At 62.7% G+C, this 19301-nt stretch carries 13 protein-coding genes and 4 pseudogenes; 9 read left to right on the forward strand and 8 right to left on the reverse strand.

The window, feature by feature from the left end; genetic code table 11:
* Window positions 1-218: 218 nt before the first annotated feature.
* Window positions 219-545 carry a helix-turn-helix domain-containing protein gene (locus AC0KS4_RS00345; protein ID WP_007172195.1) on the forward strand — a complete coding sequence of 109 codons (327 nt, stop codon included), beginning with the start codon at window positions 219-221 and terminating at the stop codon, window positions 543-545.
* 848 nt (window positions 546-1393) lie between these two features.
* Window positions 1394-2014, forward strand: a complete 621-nt coding sequence (locus AC0KS4_RS00350; RefSeq protein WP_007172196.1) for a hypothetical protein — start codon at window positions 1394-1396, stop codon at window positions 2012-2014.
* Here AC0KS4_RS00350 and AC0KS4_RS00355 read toward each other — a convergent pair whose 3' ends face one another.
* Window positions 2015-3271 (reverse strand): IS30 family transposase, encoded by a 1257-nt coding sequence (locus AC0KS4_RS00355; RefSeq protein WP_420492635.1) that lies wholly within the window; start codon window positions 3269-3271, stop codon window positions 2015-2017.
* A 310-nt stretch (window positions 3272-3581) separates the two neighbouring features.
* On the opposite strand from AC0KS4_RS00355, the gene AC0KS4_RS00360 reads away from it, so the two are divergent.
* On the forward strand, window positions 3582-4118 hold the full coding sequence (locus tag AC0KS4_RS00360) for a hypothetical protein (RefSeq protein ID WP_179299263.1): 537 nt from the start codon (window positions 3582-3584) through the stop codon (window positions 4116-4118).
* Window positions 4119-4277: 159 nt separating this feature from the next.
* Here the strand turns inward: AC0KS4_RS00360 and AC0KS4_RS00365 are convergent, their stop codons facing one another.
* Complete coding sequence (locus AC0KS4_RS00365; protein ID WP_033717415.1) at window positions 4278-4877, reverse strand: TetR family transcriptional regulator; 600 nt, start codon at window positions 4875-4877, stop codon at window positions 4278-4280.
* Between the two features lie 428 nt (window positions 4878-5305).
* Here AC0KS4_RS00365 and AC0KS4_RS00370 point away from each other — a divergent pair, with 428 nt between their 5' ends.
* Together AC0KS4_RS00370 and AC0KS4_RS00375 are read left to right on the forward strand one after the other, a co-directional pair.
* Window positions 5306-5917, forward strand: a complete 612-nt coding sequence (locus tag AC0KS4_RS00370) for a TetR/AcrR family transcriptional regulator (RefSeq protein ID WP_007172200.1) — start codon at window positions 5306-5308, stop codon at window positions 5915-5917.
* Window positions 5918-5992: 75 nt separating this feature from the next.
* A complete protein-coding gene (locus tag AC0KS4_RS00375) occupies window positions 5993-6439 on the forward strand; it encodes a DUF6188 family protein (protein WP_007172201.1) in 447 nt (148 codons plus the stop codon).
* 114 nt (window positions 6440-6553) lie between these two features.
* Here the strand turns inward: AC0KS4_RS00375 and AC0KS4_RS00380 are convergent, their stop codons facing one another.
* Window positions 6554-7450: an alpha/beta fold hydrolase gene (locus AC0KS4_RS00380; RefSeq protein ID WP_033717417.1), complete on the reverse strand. Its 897-nt coding sequence runs from the start codon at window positions 7448-7450 to the stop codon at window positions 6554-6556.
* Window positions 7447-10533, reverse strand: a complete 3087-nt coding sequence (locus AC0KS4_RS00385; protein WP_007172203.1) for an MMPL/RND family transporter — start codon at window positions 10531-10533, stop codon at window positions 7447-7449. The genes AC0KS4_RS00380 and AC0KS4_RS00385 overlap by 4 nt, the downstream gene beginning before the upstream one ends.
* Before the next feature lie 804 nt (window positions 10534-11337).
* Between AC0KS4_RS00385 and AC0KS4_RS00390 the strand changes: the two genes are divergently transcribed.
* A complete protein-coding gene (locus tag AC0KS4_RS00390; RefSeq protein ID WP_007172204.1) occupies window positions 11338-11979 on the forward strand; it encodes a TetR/AcrR family transcriptional regulator in 642 nt (213 codons plus the stop codon).
* A 245-nt stretch (window positions 11980-12224) separates the two neighbouring features.
* A pseudogene (locus tag AC0KS4_RS00395) lies at window positions 12225-12381 on the forward strand (DUF5078 domain-containing protein); the annotation flags it as partial.
* Between the two features lie 50 nt (window positions 12382-12431).
* Here AC0KS4_RS00395 and AC0KS4_RS00400 read toward each other — a convergent pair.
* The 4 genes and pseudogenes from AC0KS4_RS00400 to AC0KS4_RS00415 all read right to left on the reverse strand — a co-directional run bounded on the left by AC0KS4_RS00400 (window position 12432) and on the right by AC0KS4_RS00415 (window position 17399).
* Entirely contained in the window at window positions 12432-15365 is a 2934-nt protein-coding gene (locus AC0KS4_RS00400) for an MMPL/RND family transporter (protein WP_007172562.1), read from the reverse strand.
* Window positions 15362-15781, reverse strand: coding sequence for an MmpS family transport accessory protein (locus AC0KS4_RS00405; protein WP_007172563.1), 420 nt, complete (start codon window positions 15779-15781; stop codon window positions 15362-15364). The genes AC0KS4_RS00400 and AC0KS4_RS00405 overlap by 4 nt, the downstream gene beginning before the upstream one ends.
* Before the next feature lie 218 nt (window positions 15782-15999).
* Window positions 16000-16306, reverse strand: a pseudogene (locus tag AC0KS4_RS00410) (TetR/AcrR family transcriptional regulator); the annotation flags it as partial.
* Window positions 16307-16388: 82 nt separating this feature from the next.
* A complete protein-coding gene (locus AC0KS4_RS00415) occupies window positions 16389-17399 on the reverse strand; it encodes an alpha/beta hydrolase (protein WP_033721600.1) in 1011 nt (336 codons plus the stop codon).
* Between the two features lie 277 nt (window positions 17400-17676).
* Between AC0KS4_RS00415 and AC0KS4_RS00420 the strand changes: the two are divergent.
* Window positions 17677-18965: pseudogene (locus AC0KS4_RS00420) on the forward strand (IS1380 family transposase); the annotation flags it as partial.
* Window positions 18964-19299: pseudogene (locus tag AC0KS4_RS00425) on the forward strand (IS5 family transposase); the annotation flags it as partial. The pseudogenes AC0KS4_RS00420 and AC0KS4_RS00425, both read left to right, overlap by 2 nt.
* Between the last annotated feature and the right edge of the window lie 2 nt (window positions 19300-19301).

A 19301-nucleotide genomic window follows, 5' to 3' on the forward strand; every position in this document is an offset into this window, starting at 1 on the left:
CCCCCATGACCCCACCTCAAACGTCGACGACAACGTCCACAACGAAACACCGCAGGTCAAAGCCCCGAATAGGCCAGCGGCTCAAGATAATTCAACACCAAGTCGGACATTCCTATGCGAGCACCACGTCGATCTATAGCCACGTCTGACGAGTACCGCAACCGTTTGCTCCGTGAAGCGCTCACCAAACGCGGCATTGCCGTCGGGGAGGATCAACCGTGATCAAGAAGATGGGTTATCAGTGGCGGCTGCGGGCGCTGATGGCGCAACGGGAGCTGTACCAGACGACTGATCTGGTTCCGCTGTTGGCCGAACGTGGCGTGGTCCTGTCGCGAGAGCAAGTGTTTCGCCTGGTCACTGCGCCTCCCCAACGGCTCTCAATGGACGTGCTGGCAGCGTTGTGCGACATCTTGGAATGCTCGCCCAACGACCTGATCGAAATCGAAGCCGTCAATCAATCGGTGAAGAAGGCGGCCGGGGACTCACCGCGGGAGGTGCCGAAGGTGCGGCGCACGACTGTGCGTCGACCTGACCGCAGCTCATGAGAGGATCGGCGAACTTCAGGCCCGACGCGTGGGATCGAGTCCGCGCTCACGTAGTCCGCGCTCTTGGCGACCTATCGCTTGCAGATGCCGACCGCCTCCTGAAAGCTGCTCGTGTCGACCGGCCGAAAACGCTCAATCAGGTCGACGCGTACCTGGCCGCTCATGGCGACGGAGTGCTCAACCCGGACGCGTCCTGCCCGCGGGGGCTTATGCGCTTGACGCACGTACTGGTGGCTGATGGCCACGCGTCGGTGAAGCCGCCGGCCTGTACGAATTGTCAACAGCGCGTGTCTCTGACCGCGATCGGTCCGACCGGCCGCATTTGTGGTCGCTGCAGAGATCTCGATCGATCGTTCACGTGCGCGCGATGCGCAAAGACCTCTGTCAGCAGACGCGTCAATCTTCCCGACGGACCCGTGTGCACGAACTGTTACAGCCGCGACCCGTTGTCGCGCAAGGAATGTAGCATCTGCGGACGCCTCCGTCCCCGGGCACGTCGACTCGTCGACGGCGGCGTGCTGTGTCCCACGTGCGCGCCACCGCGCCTATACACCTGCTCGGGATGCGGACAACGGCGCCGCGCCCCGTACGTGGCATCGGAAGGACGCATCTGCACGAACTGCTACGCCAAAGCCAGCACCGTGTGGGTATGCGGATTATGCGGAGCCACCCGGCGCCGCCAAAGCAGCAGCGTCCTCGGCCCGCACTTGTGCGGCACCTGCCGCGCCATCACAACGAGGACCTATTCCGGGATACGTTCACCACACTCGAAATCCACCTGCGCGTTCTGCCGACAACGGCGCGTTGTAGCCCGCCATTGGCCAGCGGGGCCTGTCTGCACACCGTGCGTGCGCAAGGCGAAGATGTACCCGTCACCATGCGCGGCGTGCGGCCAGCAGGCGGTGCTGATCGGATTTGACCCCGACGAGCGCCAAATCTGCGGGCCATGTTCTGGCTCCACGCTCGACTACCGCTGCGCCAATTGCGGTCAACCGGGTATTCGCGCGCATAATCGATGTAGCCGCTGCCACACCGCCGAATTACTGCACAACGCCTTAGCCGGGCCGGATGGCCAGATACCGGCGCAACTGAAGCCACTGGCGGACGCTCTTGCCAACGCCAATGATCCACGCAGCGTCGCCGTCTGGCTCGGCAAGAGCGCCGCCGCGGAGCTCCTCATGAATCTGGCGCGCACCGGACAGACCATCACTCACCACGCACTCGATCAGCTCCCACCCGGTGGGCATGTCAACTACGTACGTGAAATCCTCGTTCGCACAGCAGTATTGACGCCGCGTAACGAATACCTCGAACGTATCGAGCCATGGGTGGATCGCCACCTAGCCAACTATCCCGCCGAACACGCACGGCTGGTCCGCAGCTACACCATCTGGTACCTCCTGCACCGAGCCCGCCGAGCCAAACAACCACTAAGCAATCCCGGGTGTCAACGGCGGGGTGGCTTCTAGTCAACGTCGCAACAGTTGATGGTCTGGTGAGGTTAGCAGCGCGGTGAAAAGTTCGGCGGGACTGCGGTCTTCGAGGGTGTGGCGGGGGCGGTTATTGATCTCGTATTCGACAGCGCGCAGATGGTCGGGTGTGTAGGTGCTTAGGCTGGTGCCCTTGGGGAAATATTGGCGTAGCAGCCCGTTCGCGTTCTCGTTGCTGCCGCGCTGCCACGGCGAGCGGGAGTCGCAAAAGTAGACCGGCACGCCGAGGTCTGCGGTGATGTCGGTGTGTCGGGCCATTTCGATGCCCTGATCCCAGGTGATCGATCGGATCAAGTTCGATGGCAGGCCACCCATGGTCGTGGCGATCGCGATACGCAGGGAGTCGGCGTCACGGGTGGGAAGGTGCATCAGCCGAATCAGGCGGGTCTGGCGCTCGACCAGGGTCCCGATCGCCGAGCGCTGGTTCTTGCCGACGATGAGGTCACCTTCCCAATGCCCCGGCTGGCTGCGGTCGGCGGGAGCGAATGGCCGCTGATGGATCGACAACATCGGCTGGGCGAACCTCGGACGCCGCCGACCCGGCCGCTGGTGCGCGCGGCGATGGGTCCTGCCAGTGCGCAACGGACCCCGGTGTGACGACCTGACCTGTGGCGGCCGTATCAAGCGCGAATGGGGTTGGTACACAGCCCGGTAGATGCTTTCGTGGCACAACCACATCAATCGGTCCTCGGGGTATTCGCGCCGCAAGTGTCGGGCGATCTGCTGCGGGCTCCACCGTTGAGCGAGGAGCTCGGCGATCAGGTCACACAGGGCGGGATTCTTGTCGACCCGCCGCTGGTGACGACGCGCTCTGCGCTGAACCGCCCAGCGGTGGGCTTCAAACGGCCGGTACTGGCCGTCGCGGCGGCTGTTGCGGCGCAACTCCCTCGATACGGTCGATGGTGCCCGGCCAAGCGTGGTGGCGATCTGCCGAACACCCATGCCCGTGCGGCGCAGATCGGCGATGCCGATCCGCTCCTCTTCGGATAGATAGCGATCGCTGATCTGGCGCACAGCCAAACGATCGAGTGCGGGCACGAATCCCACGGCCTCGCCACGCCGATAGGTTTTGTACCCCCTTGCCCAATTGTTTGCTGCGGTACGGGACACACCGACTTCACGACCCGCCGCCAAGATGGACCAGCCCCGGGCGCGCAGCTCCGTAAATCGCTCACGCTTGGCGGACTGTGGCCGTCGGCCCGGGCCTTTTTTCACGCGACGCGACGATGACAACACAACCTCCAGAACCTAGAGAAGTGTTGCGACCGCCCCTAGAAACCACCCGGGGACACGGGGTCAGTTTTCAGACGACGCCGACACCGGGGCAGCACGCATTCGCCGCCAGGTGTGCGTCGCACTGGAATTCCTCGCTTGGCTCGAGACCCGGGGACGCACCCTCGCCACCATGGACCAAGCAGACATCGACAACTGGTTGGCCCACGGCACCTGGCGACACCGAGAGATCCGGCCCTTCCTGCACTGGACAACTCAGCGTCGCATCACCCACGGCGCCTCCGCGCCGGCCAACCGACCCAGCCCGCCCTCGGTGTTCATCGACGAAGCCACGCACCTCGAGCAACTCCGCCGATGCCTCAACGACAACACCATTGACATCGATGTGCGCGCCAGTGGTGCGCTCATCCTGCTGTACGGAATCACCACCATGCGAGTACTCGGGTTACGACAGAACCAGATACACACCCAGGACGGCCACACCTACCTCACCCTGCGCGACCACGAAATGGTGCTGCCTCCTAAGCTCGCCCAACTGCTCGCACAACTGCCGCGTCCAACCCGGCGCTCGACCCTGCCCGAACCCTCAACACCGGACCGGCTCCTGTTTCCCGGACGAACACCAGACCGCCCAGTCAACTCGGGCGTGTTCGGCAAGCGACTCAAACATAGCGGCCTGACAATCCGAGGCGGTCGCAACACCGGCCTCATCACAATGGCAGCCGAGTTACCGGGCGCAGTTCTGGCCGACCTACTCGCCATCGATATCGTCACCGCGACCCGCTGGGCGGCATATGCCAAACGCGACTGGAATCAGTATCTTGCCACCCGAAAAGCGGGCTCTACCTAGCAATTGCGCCTGCCCCACTAGGGTTAGCCCATTTGATCACCGGTGGTTGCCGTTACAAATATGGTGTGGGGTTTCGGGTTACCGGCCGGGTCCTCCGGGCTGTGGACGTGGCAACGGCCGCGGCTGCCGCCGAGCGCGATGGTTCATCGCGGTCCGCGATTAGTCGAATCCGGCTAGTGTGATTCTCAAGGCTTGTTCCAGTTGAATGTGGAGCGGTGGACTCGTTTTGGTGTCCGTGCTAAGCCAGCGCCGAAGTATGAATTGTGCAGTGGCCAAACCCGTGTGGACCAGCAGCGAGGGGCGGATGTCGGTCACCGCGTCGACGTCCATATGCGTAGCGACCAGTTCGATGAGCCGGTGGTTATCGTTCTCGCTGATCAGCGCCGATTCGCCCAGTAGGTGGGGGGCGGTCCGGATGGCTTCTCGCCAGTATTGCAGATTCTGATTTGCTTTGTCCCAAGCGGTTTCGATAAGCAGACGCATCAGAGTTTCGGTTGCTGATGCATCGGACGGCTGGGCGCGGTAGGACGCAACGATTTCGGCGACCGTTTGCCGGACGGGTGCGACAAGCAGGTCTTCCTTGGTGGGTGCGTAGCGGAAGTAGGTACTGATCGAGATTCCGGCCGCGGCCGCGATGTCCTCGGTTGTCACGGCAGCGAATCCGCGTTCGGCGAAAAGCTGGTGTGCGGTGTTCTGGATCTCGGAGATCAACTCGGCGCGGCGTCGGTCCCGTAACGAGCGGATGTTTGCTGACGGCATGCCATCACCTTCGTCAATGTGACATTCCAACTGCATTATGAGCTATGGTACGAACAGTAGCGTAGCGAAACCGAAAGTACTGGGGGTATTTCCTTGCCGGTGTCGCAGCGTCGGGTGCCGTGGGTTGCGTGGGGAATTGCGGCTACCCGCATGAGTATTCGCTGCCGAGTGCGCCCGGAAGCGTCCGCCGATCGGGTCCGCGTTTCGCACCGCGGTCTGGACGGCACAGCTTCAGTACCCACTCATGGCTGTGTCACCAGTACGCTCGTGCTAGCCCCGTTTACCGCACTCGCGGCTCTTGCAGTTGCGCTTGCGGCTGCACGCATATCCAACGGTCTGCAAAGACATCGTCTTCCCCGAAGGGGGATTTGAGGAATGTCATCCCGCCACCTCCTCGTCGAAAGGTCTATCCCCGAAGTGAAGTCGTAGTGTCGGTTGACGTACCGTTCCGCGCGGCGCCAGATTCCGAGACCGGTACCGGGGGCAGCACCGCAATCCTCGATGCTGCCCGAGCGGTCGCAACGGCGGGCGGTTTCAAGGCCGTGCGTCTCAAGACGGTGGCCAAGCAAGCTGGCATCACTGTCGGGTCACTGTATGACCATTTCGCGTCGAAGACCGACCTGCTGGTGACGCTGCTCGCCCGTGAGTTCGAGCGGGTGAATCAGGAACGCGACTGGAGCACGTGCGCCGCTTCCCCGAGTGACCGACTGGGATCGTTGACAGCGCGGCTCCACGACGAGTGGCAGCAAAACCTGCAGCTCACCGAGGCCGTGGTTCGGGCATTCGTTATGGCGGGCACAGACGAAGCCTTGACAGTGCAACACGCCGCCGACGTCGTCGAAAGCATGCTGGCGCGCACGGTTGGTGGGCCGACGCAGGGAGCTTGCGAGCGACAGATCGCCGGAGTCATCGCAGATATCTGGCTGGCCAATCTAATGGCTTTCGTCGTCGGACGGGCGACAGCAGCGGAGGCGCGCGAGCGCATTGATCGAGGTCTGCAGCGCATTCTTGCTGCGTGGAACGCGAGCAAGAGCGCATAGCAATACTAATAGTATCGGTGCGCTACTAGCGGTAGCATAGGTAGGCGACTCGCTGGTGCGTCGAAGGGAGTGGTTATGTACACGCAATGGATCGAGCAGTGCACCGTGCAACGAGTCTCGCTGCACGAAGGGCTGGTAGTCGACCTGGACGATCACAACCAGCTGGTGATTTCCCGACCGATGCGGCTGACCCTCCCTCCGGCAGCAGGCTGGCCTGAGGAAGAAGTGTTGATCGACCCTATCAATCTTTCGGCCGAGGAGCGGCCACTGTTGGACCTGGCCGGAGCGATCTGCACGCGTGCCTGGTGCGACGACGACGGTGCGCTGCATCTGTGTTTCTCCCGCGGCCACCGCATCGATGTCGACCCGGATGCGGCGGCGACTTCGTGGGAGCTCTATGGCAAGTGCCACGGCTACATGGCGTGTCTGCCGCGGGGTCGAGTCCGGGTGATTCGGCACGACCTTCCTGTTGACGAGAATGACTTAGACGCAACACAATCAGTGGCCATGGCGCATCAGTAGCCGCGCGCCTGGCGACAGGACGGCACAAGCGCCGAAGGCGTGCGAACGATAGATCGAGCCATCTCGATGGGTGTCCGACGTGTCAGCCGGGGCGGGTGCAGGTTCGCTGGATGCTTACGTCGGGGTCCTTGTGGTGCGGTCGAGGAAGTCGGTGACCGCGGCGGTAAACGCGTCGTTGTTGTCGCCGGCAACCATGTGACCGGTGCCGGTGACGTCCGTCGTTTCGGCGTGCGGGACGAGCTGGAGGAATTCGTTGACGGTTTCCTGGGAGACTACGTCTGACAGTGCGCCGCGTACTAACAGCGTTGGGGCCGTGATTCGACGTGCTCCTTCGGCGAGAAATCCGCTGATGGCGTCGAACTCCTCGCTGCCTGTCATGAGATTGCCTTGCAGGACATCGAAGTTGGAGCTGATGAACGCTGGGTCCCAGCGCCAGATCCATCGTCCGTCGCTACGTTGCCGCAGGACCTTGTGCAGGCCGTCGAGATTTTCGGGTCGCGCGCGCCGGGGGTTGTATTCGGCGATGATGTCGGCGGCGTCATTGAGTGAGCCGAATCCGTCGGGGTGGGCGGCCATGAATGACACGACGCGACGGGCTCCATGAAATTCGATCCGCGGGGTGATGTCGACCAGGACAACGGCTGCCCAGAGGTCGGGTGGGGCCAGCAGATGGGTAGCGAGGATGATCAGCCCACCCAGCGACGCGCCGACGACGGCGGGGGGACTGTCGGCGCTGACGTGTCCTCGTACCGAGATCAGATCGGATACGAACCGTTCGACGTCGTATTGTCCGATCGGGTCCCAGTCGCTGTCGCCGTGACCTCGTGTGTCGTAGGCGACGACGGTGTAGCCGTGGGAATGGAGTCGACGAGCGGTGGTGGCCCACGCGTGACGGTTCTGACCGCCGCCATGGAGGAGCAGCACGACGGGGCGAGTCGCGGCGTGCCGGTAGCAGTCGGCCACGAGAGTGATCCCGTCGCTGGTGCGGATGCGCTCCTGGCTAATTGTCATGTGGTCCGATGTGGTCGGCCGTTGTGAGTCAGGGGTTTCCGTTGCGGCCACCAGCTCGCTTCGCGCAGCAGTGTGGCGATCGCGGGAACCGTGAGCGTGCGAACGACGAAGGTATCCAGAAGTAGGCCGCAGCCAATGATGAACCCGGCTTGGATCATGATCGCGATGGAGCCGACGATCAGGCCGAACATGCTGGCGGCGAAGATGAGCCCGGCCGAAGTGATGACTGAGCCGGTATTTGCGACGGTTCGCAGGACGCCGACGCGAATGTTGTGGGTCGATTCTTCGCGTAGTCGCGAGATGAGCAGCATGTTGTAGTCGGCGCCGACGGCCACCAGGATTATGAACGCTAGAAGCGGTACGGGCCAGGCGATTTCCTTGCCGAGGCCATATTGAAAGACGAGGGTTCCCAGTCCGAGCGCGGCGCCGTAGTTGAGCACGACGGTACCCAACAGGTAGAGCGGGGCGACCAGGGCGCGCAGCAATACGACCAAGATGAGGCCGACGATGACGAGGGTCGCAAAGGCCAGCTGATGAAAGTCGGCGGAAAGCAGGCGTTGGATGTCGGAGTTGACGGCGGGGAATCCGGCCATCGACACCGTGGCGTTGGCCAGCGAGGTGTTGGGTCGTGCGGCATCGGCGATCTCGGTGATTTTGTGGGCGAGGTTCATCGCGTCGCTGCTGTAGGGGTCGTAACTGGATTCGATGGCGAAACGCGCGGTTTTGCCGTCGGGCGACAGGAAATGCTTTGCGACGTCGGCGAATTGGCGGTTCTCGAAGGCATTGGTGGGAAGGTAGAAGCCGCTGGCGTTGTCTGAGCCGGCGGTGGTTCGTGCGGAATTCTGCAGTTGGGTGGCGATTTGGCTCATGCCCGACAGCATTTCGATGTTGCTGTCGGCCAGGGTGTGCACGCCGGTGGCGAGGGCCTGTGCGCCGGAGGCGAGTTGGCTGATGCCGCTTTGGAGGCGGCGGATGTTGCCGGCCAGGTCGGCAGGGTCGCCGAGTGCTCCGAAAGCCTTGTCCAGCGACGTGATTGCGTTTTGGACGTCGGCCACGGTGCCGGCCGCGGTGTCGCTGCCGGGCTGGTAAAGGTCGCCGAGGTTGGCGAGCTGGTTGAAGAAGCCGGTATGGCGCAGGGTCACCAGGATCTGCACCTGGTCGCGGAGTTGGGCGCATTCCGGTGTGGTCGCACACCATGGGGAGGTGTTGAGCGCACCGACGAGCGGGTCGATGGCGGCGATTGCGTTTTGGGCTTGGTCGGCTTGCTGGCGCAGTCCCGGACCGGTTCGGATGGCTTGGTCGACGGCCGGGGCGGTAGCCGAAAGCTGCTGTAGCAGCGGACGGAACCGCTGGACTTGGGATCCACTGGATTGGGCCTGGGTGAGGATCCCGGTCAACGGTGTCAACGCGGTGCGCAAGGTGGTGTCCAGTTGCGCGAGACCGCCGGCGAGTTGGTCGGCGCCGTGGGTGAGTTTGGCCAGGTCATCCTTATGGGCGTCTCCCTTGGCGACCGCGCCGGCCATCTTGTTACCGATCTGGCCGTTTTGCCACGACAGTTGAGCCTGGTCCAGGCGTGCGCCCGTGGGCCGGGTGACACCGGAGACCTTGGTGACACCAGGCAGTTGCGAGACCCGAGACGCCATTTCATCCAGGTCGGCCAGGGCCTTGCTGGTGCGCATATCAGTGGGCGATTCAACCAGCATGAATTCGGTGATGATGACGTCCTTGCGAAAGTGGCGGTCCAGCAGGTGATACCCCTCATTGCTGGCGGTGGTCGCCGGCTGTCCTTGGCGATCGTCGTAGCTGATGTGCATAGTCAGCGCGACGGCCGCCAGGCCTAGCACCAGGGCCAGACTGGCGACCAGCAGTGGAACGGGTCGACGCACCACGGCCACGGCGATCCAGTTCCAGTAGCGGCGTGTGCGGTCGGCCTTGGGTTCACCGATGCCGCGTTTGGCCGCCAGCGCCAACACCGGGGGAAATAAAGTCACCGTGGCCGCAAATCCGACAAAGACGGCGATTGCGCACGCGGGACCCAACGCGGCGAACACGCTCAACTTCGCGAACACCATGGCCAGAAACGCAAACGCCACGGTGGCGGCCGAAGCCAAAATCACGCGCCCGATGGTGGCGGTCGCGTTGATCACCGACAGATCCGGCGGGACGTTTTGGCGTCGCTGCTCGTGATATCGACTGATCAAGAACACCGAATAATCGGTGCCGGCACCCAGCAAGATCACCGTCATGAAGGCGATGGTGAACTGCGACACCGGCATGCCCGATTCGCCCAACGCTGATAGCACTCCGCGCCCCACCGCCAGGCTCACGCCGATGACCAGCAGCGGCAGCAAGGCGGTAAACACCGACCGATACACGACCAGCAAAATCATCGCGATCAGGCCTGCTGTCGCGACCGAGATGACAACCAAATCCTCTTCGGCCGAAGCGATTTGATCGCGGAAGGTGGCCGGGGGCCCGGTGACGCGAACATCGGTGGGTGAGCCGCTAAATGCCTGGGCGGCGATCGTGCGGACCGCCTGGACCGATTCGGCAGCTTTGAGATCGCCCAGCGTTCCGGCCACTCCCACCGGCACATACCAGGCTTTGCCGTCTTGGCTGACTGCCTGGCTTGCGGTGACTGGGTCGGCCAACAAGTCTTGAACCAAGCGCACATGCTCCGAATCGGCACGCAACCGGGAAATCATCGCGTTGTAGCGTCCGCGCACCGGCGCAGTCAGGCCCGCCGGATCCTCCATCGCGACAAATATCGTCGTCTTGGATCCCTGCTCGCCGAAGGCCGCGCCCATGCGGTCTACCGTCTGAAGCGATGGCGCATCGCGCGGTATGAGATTCACTGACTGCTGTCTAACAACGGTTTCCAGCTGCGGGAACAGCACCGCCAGGGCAGCGGCGCTCACCACCCACATGCCGATGATCAGCACCTTATGTCGGATACTGAAACCCGCCAAGCGCGCTAGCCGATCGCTGTACGCGCCCTCACCGGCCGCAACCTTTTGAAGTCGCTCCCGAACAGGGCGACTCAAGGTCGCCACGCCCGAAGAGACCCACCCGTTGTCTGCCATCCCCCGCCCCGCTACTTCGAAAGAAATCAACGGTATCGCAACAGTACTACCAGTACCCTTCTACCTGCCCGGCGAAACCGCCACCGGTGTCCGAAGCTCTCTGATCGCCGCCGCGCAACCAGCCGCTTCAGGCGGTGACCAACGCGCCGTCGACGGTCCAGCATGTCCGGTACAGCGACACGTGATCCCTTTGCGCACAGGCGGTTTGACAATGACGATGCACCGACTCCGAAACAGTGACCGCTTCATGAACGGCGCAGGCGAAATCCCAGCCGGGAGATCAACCTGATCGGCTCGTCGCGCACGTGGTCATACATTTCCCGGTTCATCAACTCGTCGTCCAAGTAGGAGCAGGAGCGAGGAGGGTAGTGACGGGGACGAACGCGGCCGCGGTCATCAACCGGCGGCTGTCGGTGTAGGCGCCGAGTGATACCGCGGCGGACCAGCCTGAAATCGCGAACCCCCCGCGCCCACACATGCGTCTTGGTTAGCCCAAGCGGCACATTCATCGCCGACCAGCCCCGCCCGTCTGTGCGATTCCCCCTCGCGCCCGCCGGCAGAGTTCGTTCGTCCGCCACACGAACCGGCCTGTGGTGGCCGCGCCCTGGAGCTGCTCAACCAGGGATCGTCCGACCCGCTGCCCGATCATGCGTCCTCCTTCGCCCCACAGACCCTTACAGACAAGTGTACTAGTGGTATCGCTACGCTACTAGTAGTAGCGTAGCCGTCTAGGGGTCGAATCAATCGACCGATGCAGCCGCGATTCGGTGCCGGCCAGCTACGCGCGAGGTTTACGGTGACTACATGGAGCGCGACACCCTGGAATTCCCGGTCGACGACGATGATGACGTCGACCCGCGCCTGTTGCGCTCACGAACCCGGCTATTGGATGCGGCCACCAAACTCCTGAGCGCCGGCGGCATCGAAGCCGTCACCATCGACGCGGTCACCAAAGCCTCCAAAGTCGCGCGCACGACCCTGTATCGCCACTTCAGCAGCTCCACTCAACTGCTTGCCGCCACATTTGAAAGGCTGCTGCCGCAGGTCCACCCTGCACCGGAGACGGGATCGTTGCGCGACCAACTCATCGAACTGTTGAGCCGACAGGCCACGCTGTTCCAGGAGGCACCGCTGCACGTCACCACCCTGGCCTGGGTCGCGCTTGGCCGCACACCAAACGGCACCCAGGAAACCCACGACCGGCACGCGCTGCGCACACGGATCATCGACCAGTATCGCCAGCCATTCGATGCCCTGTTGCAAAGCCCCGAAGCCCGCGCCGACCTCGACGATTTCGACCCGGAGCTCATCCTGTGTCAACTCGTCGGGCCAGTGGCGTTTGCCCGACTCACCGGGCTGCGTGCCATCGATCGTCAAGACTGTGAGCGCATCGTCGATGACTTCCTCGCCGCGCACCGCCGCAAGGCCGATGAGCCCGCATCGTAGGCCACCGTCCGCAAACCCCTCTTTCCGCAGCAGCCGCTTCACTTTGTCCTCCAAGACTTCAGGACTTCATGCTCGACGGTGAGGTCTTTGATGGTTTCCCTATAGACCAACCGCCAACGTCACCAGCGGGCCTATGTCGCCGAAGTGTCTTCTGGTGCGGGGTGCAGCAGAAAGTAGGCGTTTAGGTCGATGTCTTAGCGACCGTCGGGCGCTATTGAGAAAGGTGCGTTGGATGTTGCAAAACTCGCGTGTTCTCCGAGGCTGTCTACGGCGATCCGCTTTGGTTCGCGTGGCCCAATCACATGAAGATCTTCTGCAACAACAAGGGCGTTGTCGCCAAGTCCACCCACGTGTGCAACAACTACCTTCCCCGGGGAAATGTCGGTCTGGAACTGGAGCTAACCCCGCCCTAGTCCCGCCGCGGTCGGGACTGCATGCACCTCAGCAATGCCTTAGTAGTGCGGTGAGGCCGCCGGGAACCGGTCGGTGGTCGCCGACTGCGGGTCATCTTGCCGGGGCAGCAGGTAGGCGCGAACCGCCGAACGTGGCCCGTAGGGCCGAAGTAGCTGGCTGGCCGGGCGAGTGCGTACCTGCTGCGGCCACCAGAACCAGCGCCCCAGCAGCGCGGCGACGGACGGCATCATGAATGAGCGCACGATCAGGGTGTCGAACAGCAGACCCAGGCCGATGGTGGTGCCGACCTGCCCGACGACTTTCAAATCGCTGAATATGAACGAGGCCATGGTGGCGGCGAAGACCAGGCCCGCAGACGTCACCACCGCACCGGTGCCGGCCATCGAGCGGATGATTCCGGTTTTCAAACCGGCACCGATTTCTTCTTTGAAACGGGACACCAGCAGCAGGTTGTAGTCGGATCCGACGGCCAGCATCAAGATGATGGACATCGCCAGCACCATCCAGTGCAGTTTGAAGCCGATGATGTCCTGCCACACCAGCACGGACAGTCCGAACGAGGCGCCCAACGAGATCAGCACCGTGCCCACGATGGTGACCGCGGCGACCAGGCTTCGGGTGATGATCAGCATGATGATCAAAATCAGGCTGGCCGCAGCTATTGCCGCGATCATCAGGTCGTATTTGGAGCCGTCGCGCATGTCCTTGTAGACCGCGGCGGTGCCGGCAAGGTAGATCTTGGCGCCCTCCAGCGGAGTTCCCTTGATGGCTTCCTTGGCTGCGTTCTTGATCGGCTCGACGTGCGAAATGCCTTCCGGGGTCGCGGGATCCCCTTCATGGGAGATGATGAAGCGGGCCGCGTGCCCGTCCGGCGACAGGAACATCTTCAGACCGCGCTTGAAGTCGGGGTTGTCGAAGACTTCCGGCGGGATGTAGAACGAGTCGTCGTTCTTGGCGGCGTCGAAGGCCTGGCCCATGGCGGTCGAGTTTTGGCTCATCACGTCCATCTGGTCATACAGCGACGACATCGAGCTGTGCATGGTCAGCATCATTTGCTTCATGGTCGTCATGGTGGCGATCATGGGCGGCATCTGCGCCAGCATCTGCGGCATCAAGGCGTCCAGCTGAGATATGTCGCCGGCAAGATAGGTGAATTTTTCGGTGATCTGATCCAGACCGTCGAGCGCGTCGAAGAGGGATCGCAGCGACCAGCAGCCCGGGATGTCGAAGCAGTGCTTTTCCCAGTAGAAGTAGCTGCGAATCGGCCGGAAGAAATCATCGAAGTTGGCGATGTTGTCGCGCAATGTGTTTGTGACATCCAACATTTCATGCGTGAGGCCGTCCATGTGGTGGGTGACCGCGGCCATCTGCGAGGTGATGTTGTACATGCGCTGCATGGTGTCGATGGACTGTTGCATCGCGTCGGCCTGCTTGAGCATGTCGTCCATGCGCTGGTGCATGTACTGCTGGTTTTCGACCTGCGTGGTGTTTTGCATGCTGATCTGGAACGGGATTGAGGTGTGCTCGATCGGCGTTCCCAGCGGCCGGGTGATCGCCTGGACGCGCGCGACACCCGGGATGTGGAAGACCCCCCTGGCGATCCGGTCCAACACCAGCATGCCCGCCGGGTTGCGCATGTCGTGATCGGTCTCGATCATCAACAATTCCGGATTCATCCGGGACGCGGGGAAATGCCGTTCGGCGGCGGCGTAGCCGATATTCGCGGGGACGCTCGGGGGTAAATACAGCCGGTTGTCGTAATTGGTTTGATAACCGGGTAGGGCGAGTAGACCGATGAGGGCGATCGCGACTGACACCGCGAGAATTGGCCCGGGCCAGCGCACGATCGCGGTGCCCACCCGTCGCCATCCCCGGGTCCGCATCTTGCGCTTAGGATCGAACAGCTTGAAGAAACTGCCGACGGTCAGGACCGCCGGACCCAAGGTCAGCGCGGCAGCAACGGCGACCAGCATCCCGACCGCACAAGGGATACCCATAGTCTGGAAATACGGAAGCCGGGTAAAGCTCAGGCAATACATCGCACCGGCAATAGTCAGGCCAGAGCCAAGGACGACGTGCGCGGTTCCGTGGAACATGGTGTAGAAGGCTTTTTCGCGGTCCTCGCCTAGGCCGCGCGCCTCTTGATATCGGCCGAGAATAAAGATCGCATAGTCTGTCCCAGCGGCGATGGCCAACAGCACCAAAATATTAACCGCGAAGGTCGACAATCCCATGATGTTGTTGTAGGCCAGGAAAGCGACAACCCCCCGAGCCGCCATCACCTCGATCACCACCATGAACAACGTGCTGAACACGGTGATAATCGAGCGGTATACCCACAGCAACATCACGATGATCACCACGAAGGTGATGATCGTGACCTTCTGGAGGCTCTTTTGTCCGGCCGAGTGCTGATCGGCGATCAACGCCCCAGCGCCGGTCACATAGGCCTTGACCCCCGACGGCGCAGGCACGCTGTCCACGATCTTGCGGACCGCCGCGACAGACTCGCTGGCCAGGCTCTCGCCCTGGTTACCAGCAAGATACGCCTGCACATAGGCGGCCTTGCCGTCGGAGCTTTGCGAACCGGCGGCCGTCAGCGGATCCCCCCAGAAGTCCTGGACGTGCTGGACGTGTTTCGTGTCAGCCTCGAGTTTGCGGACGATCTGGTCGTAGAAATGGTGGGCCTCATCGCCCAGCGGCTTGTCACCTTCCAGCACGATCATGACCGCACTGTCACTGTTGAATTCGTTGAATACTTTGCCGATGTGCTTCATCGCTTGCATCGACGGCGCGTCCTTGGGGCTCATCGACACGGTGTGTTCTTCGGCGACCGCGTCCAGCGATGGAACCAAGACGCTGAGGACGACGACAAGCCCCACCCAGGCAAAGACGACGGGCACCGCGAGTTTGTGGACCGTTCGCGCGAAAACCGGCATATGCGGCAGCCCTGCGGCCCGGTCATCGGTCATGCGGACTTCACTATGCAGAACGTTTGCGCATTCATACCCTGACTCGACCTTTCGTCCTTGACCACCTCGTCCACGATGATCCGGCAGCCGATTTGGTTGCTGTCGCCCTGCGCGACGATGTTGACGCTCACCGAGGGCAGCGTCGAGGTAACCGAGAGCGTCCAGGGCAAAGGCACGTTGCTAGCTTTCTGGGGCTGGGCATTGATGTCCAAGTAGTTGATGTTGGCCACCGTCCCCGGGGGACCATAAACCTGGTAAACCACGCGCTTGGGATTGAACGGCTTGATCTCATCGGCGATGCCGCTGGTCATCGTCTGATCGTCGTGGACGCCGAAAAAGGTGCGAAGCCGCAGTACGCAGAAGCCCGCTACCGCCACCACCGCCACGATGACCAGGACGATCCACATTTTCTTCATCGCAGCGCCAACGTGAATCCTCCCCAGCCAACCATCTCCCGCTAGTTGGGCGCCCCACCGCCCATTCGACTGGATCGATCGCAACTTAGCGTTTGGCGCAAAGCCATTGCCGGCGGAAGGCTGCGCGGTCTCGCCTGGTTCCCGGCCATCGACAAGGTTGGCATCGTTTTCACCGGTTGCAGTTCGCCAAGCCACTGCGTCCTGGTCTCCTTTTCTGTTCATGAGGTTTCAGAGATGAGGCCGATGCACCTGGCGGTCAGCAGGCGGGTCAAGGCGGACGCGAAGCCCAGATTCCACTCGGGCGGAACGACTTGCGCGCCCTTTGCGTAGACATCGGTGAGCCGCTCTGGCGGGTTGGCGTCTGCCAGAGGGTGGCCACCAGCGAGTAGGCGGCCAACAGCATATCCAGTGATCCCGAACGGCCGAGCGCAGGCAACGAGCTCTCAATTGCGTCGGCGGGGATAGCGTCGCGGCGGTCCTGATCCGCTTGACCTCGACAACCCGTTCGTCGTCCACCTCGTGCTGCGACCGGCGTCTTGGTCCGCGCCGCACTTGAAGCCCTGCGCTACTGGCTGCTCTATGTTCCACGACCTGCGCGATGGGCGGATTATGCGCTGTTCTTTTCCGGCGCGGTGGTGAGATGACGGATAAACATCGCCACCTCCTCAACCGCGCGAAGCGCATCTGGGTTGACGTCGAAACCGAGCTGGAACATGTGCATCGCCTTGTGCCACTGCTGCACCCACACTGGTACGCCGTGAGCCCGCAGCCGGTCGGCCAGCGTGAGGGTGTCATTGAGCAGCATCTCGTGGGTGCCAACCTGGAGCAAAAATGGGCCAAGGCCATGCAGATCGGCCTCCGACGGCATCACTGGCGCCGCCCGGGTGCCGTTGACAGTACCGAAGACGTCATAGAGGAACTTCACCGTCATGAACGGAAACATCACGTCGCGATGGTCTTTGAGGGCCCGGTACTTCAGCCCCATATCCGACGACGTCAGCGGTGACATCAGCGCCTGACCCGCAGGCACCGGCAGCCCGCTGTCGCGGGCGGCCAGTGCGGTACCGGCAGCCACCATGCCACCGGCCGAATCTCCTGCTAGCACAATGCGATCCGCTGAAAAGCCGAGCGACATAACGTAGCGGTAGGCGTCGAGCCCGTCGGACACGGCATCCTCAAGGCGGGCCTGCGGGGCCAGCCGGTAACCGACATTGAATACCCGCGCGCCGGTCTCTTGGGAGAGCTTACCGACAAACCGCCGATGCGAATTGAGACCCAAAGTCACCAGCGCCGAGCCGTGGAAGTAGACGATAACCCGGTCGGACTGGCGGGCCGTCGGGAATACCACCCACTCGGCCGGACACTGTGGCAATGCGACGGGGGTCACTTGAGTTCCCGCCGGTGGCGGCACCACGCGCAGCGGTTTGTCGATGACGTCAAGGCGTGCACGCTGCAACAGGTGAGGACTGAAACGGTTGATGACTATGCCGATGACGGTCAAGGTAGCGAGCACTGGGCGCGCGAAGATAGCCGTCAATAACGCCAGCAGGCGCGACTGCCAGCAGATGGAGCCGAAGTGGGCGCTCGCGGGCCGATCCCGCCAATCAGACGAATTCACAGAGCCAACGGTATCAGGTACCGCATGTATTAGATACTATCTGTATGGGGTCCGCTGTAACGCGCGAAGGAGTGAGGACGGTAGCGGTCTGCACGTTCGACAGACCCCTCGCGATCGGACGGGAGGGGCCCAGATCGCCGACTTCACAATGCTAGCCTCGAGGTTTCATGTCGTTGGGGGTTGTGACGGCGTGTAATGCACGGAAGCGCCTGTCCTGCAGGGAATTCTTGGGATTGCTGAAGTCTCAAGATCCTCAAGCAGGAAGGCAACTCCGTAGGTGAAGCGTAACGCAGTTGGTGGGCTGGTCGTCGATGATGTCCGCGAGTCGTTGGTGACGTCATCGGGCGCGGCGATGATGAACGAGACGATCCGGGTTGCGGGCCTGGGGCTTGTCCTATCGAGGGCGCTGGGGCCGTGGCGGCTGGCGCGGGCCCGCCATGATCCGGGCAAGGTGCTGCTTGACGTGGCGATCGCGGTCGCGCTCGGTGGTGACTGTTTGGCCGATGTGGCCGCAGTCCGTGCGCAGCGCGACTTGTTCGGAGTCGTGGCCTCCGACCCGACTGTGTCTCGGTTGTTTGCGGCGTTGGCCGTCGATGACGCCACCACCGATGCTGCGGTCATGGCGCTGCGCTCGGCACACGCTGCAGCCCGTGACCGGGTCTGGTCACGGCGTCGGCCGCTGGCGGGAACACCGGGAACACGAGAGGGTGGGCAGGTCATCGTCGATATCGATGCCACCCTGGTGGCGGCGCATTCGGATAAGGAGGGCGCTGAGGCGACCCACAAGATGTCTTATGGGTTCGCCCCGATGTGCGCTTTTGTCGACCATGGCGAGCACGGCACCGGAGAAACTCTGGCGCTGGACCTACGCCCGGAAAGGCCTCGCCGTTCAATAGTTCTGATCACATCACAGTGCTGGGCGCCGCGCTGGAACAACTGCCCGCCGCCGAGCGGGGCCAGGTGCTGGTGCGCGCCGATGCCGGCGGGGCGTCTAAAGCATTCCTGCATCACCTCACCGACGCCGGATTGCACTATTCCATCGGGTTTCCCGCTCACGGCCCTGTCCAGGCCGCGATCGAGACGATTCCCGAGCAGGCTTGGGTGGCTGCGCTCGACAGTGACGGCGCACCTCGTGAGGGTGCGCAGGTCGCCGAGCTCACCAACTGGATGCCGACCCCGGTCAAACCCACCCGTTCGCCGGCCAAGTACGGCCCCCAGGAATGGCCACGCGGGATGCGAGTCATCGCCCGCCGTGAACGTCCTCACCCCGGTGCCCAGCTACGGCTGACCGACCATAACGGCTGGCGAATCACCTGCTTTGCGACCAACACTCGCGGAACCGGCTGGACGCTGCCGACCCTGGAAGTGCGTCACCGCCAACGCGCCCGCGCCGAAGACCGTATCCGCTGTCTGAAGGACACCGGCCTGCGTAACCTGCCTTTCCACAGCTACCGGGCCAACCGGATCTGGCTCGAAGTCGTCGCCCTGGCTGGCGACCTGATCGCCTGGACTCAAACCCTGGCCTTCGAGCGTCATCAACCCGCCCGCAGCCAAGATCGATCTCGTGACACGGACGGGTGTGATTTGTGATGAGTTTTGGGCGGTGGTCGAGCCGTTGATGCCGTCGCATGACGGTAAGCGAGGCAACAGGTTTCGTGATCACCGGCTGATCCTGGAAGCGATCGCCTGGCATTTTCGCACAGGATGCCCGTGGCGGGACCTGCCCGCCGAATTCGGGCCGTGGCAAACAGTGTGGAAACGCCATCACCGGTGGTCGCTGGACGGCACGTACGACGAGATGTTCGCCCGGGTCGCGGCCTCGTTCGGGTTCGACGCCGACGTGCACGCCGACATCGAAAAGCTGTTATCAGTCGATTCGACCAACGTGCGTGCCCATCAACG

It is taken from the genome of Mycobacterium sp. NTMscope_MAC_12 (assembly GCF_976985675.1).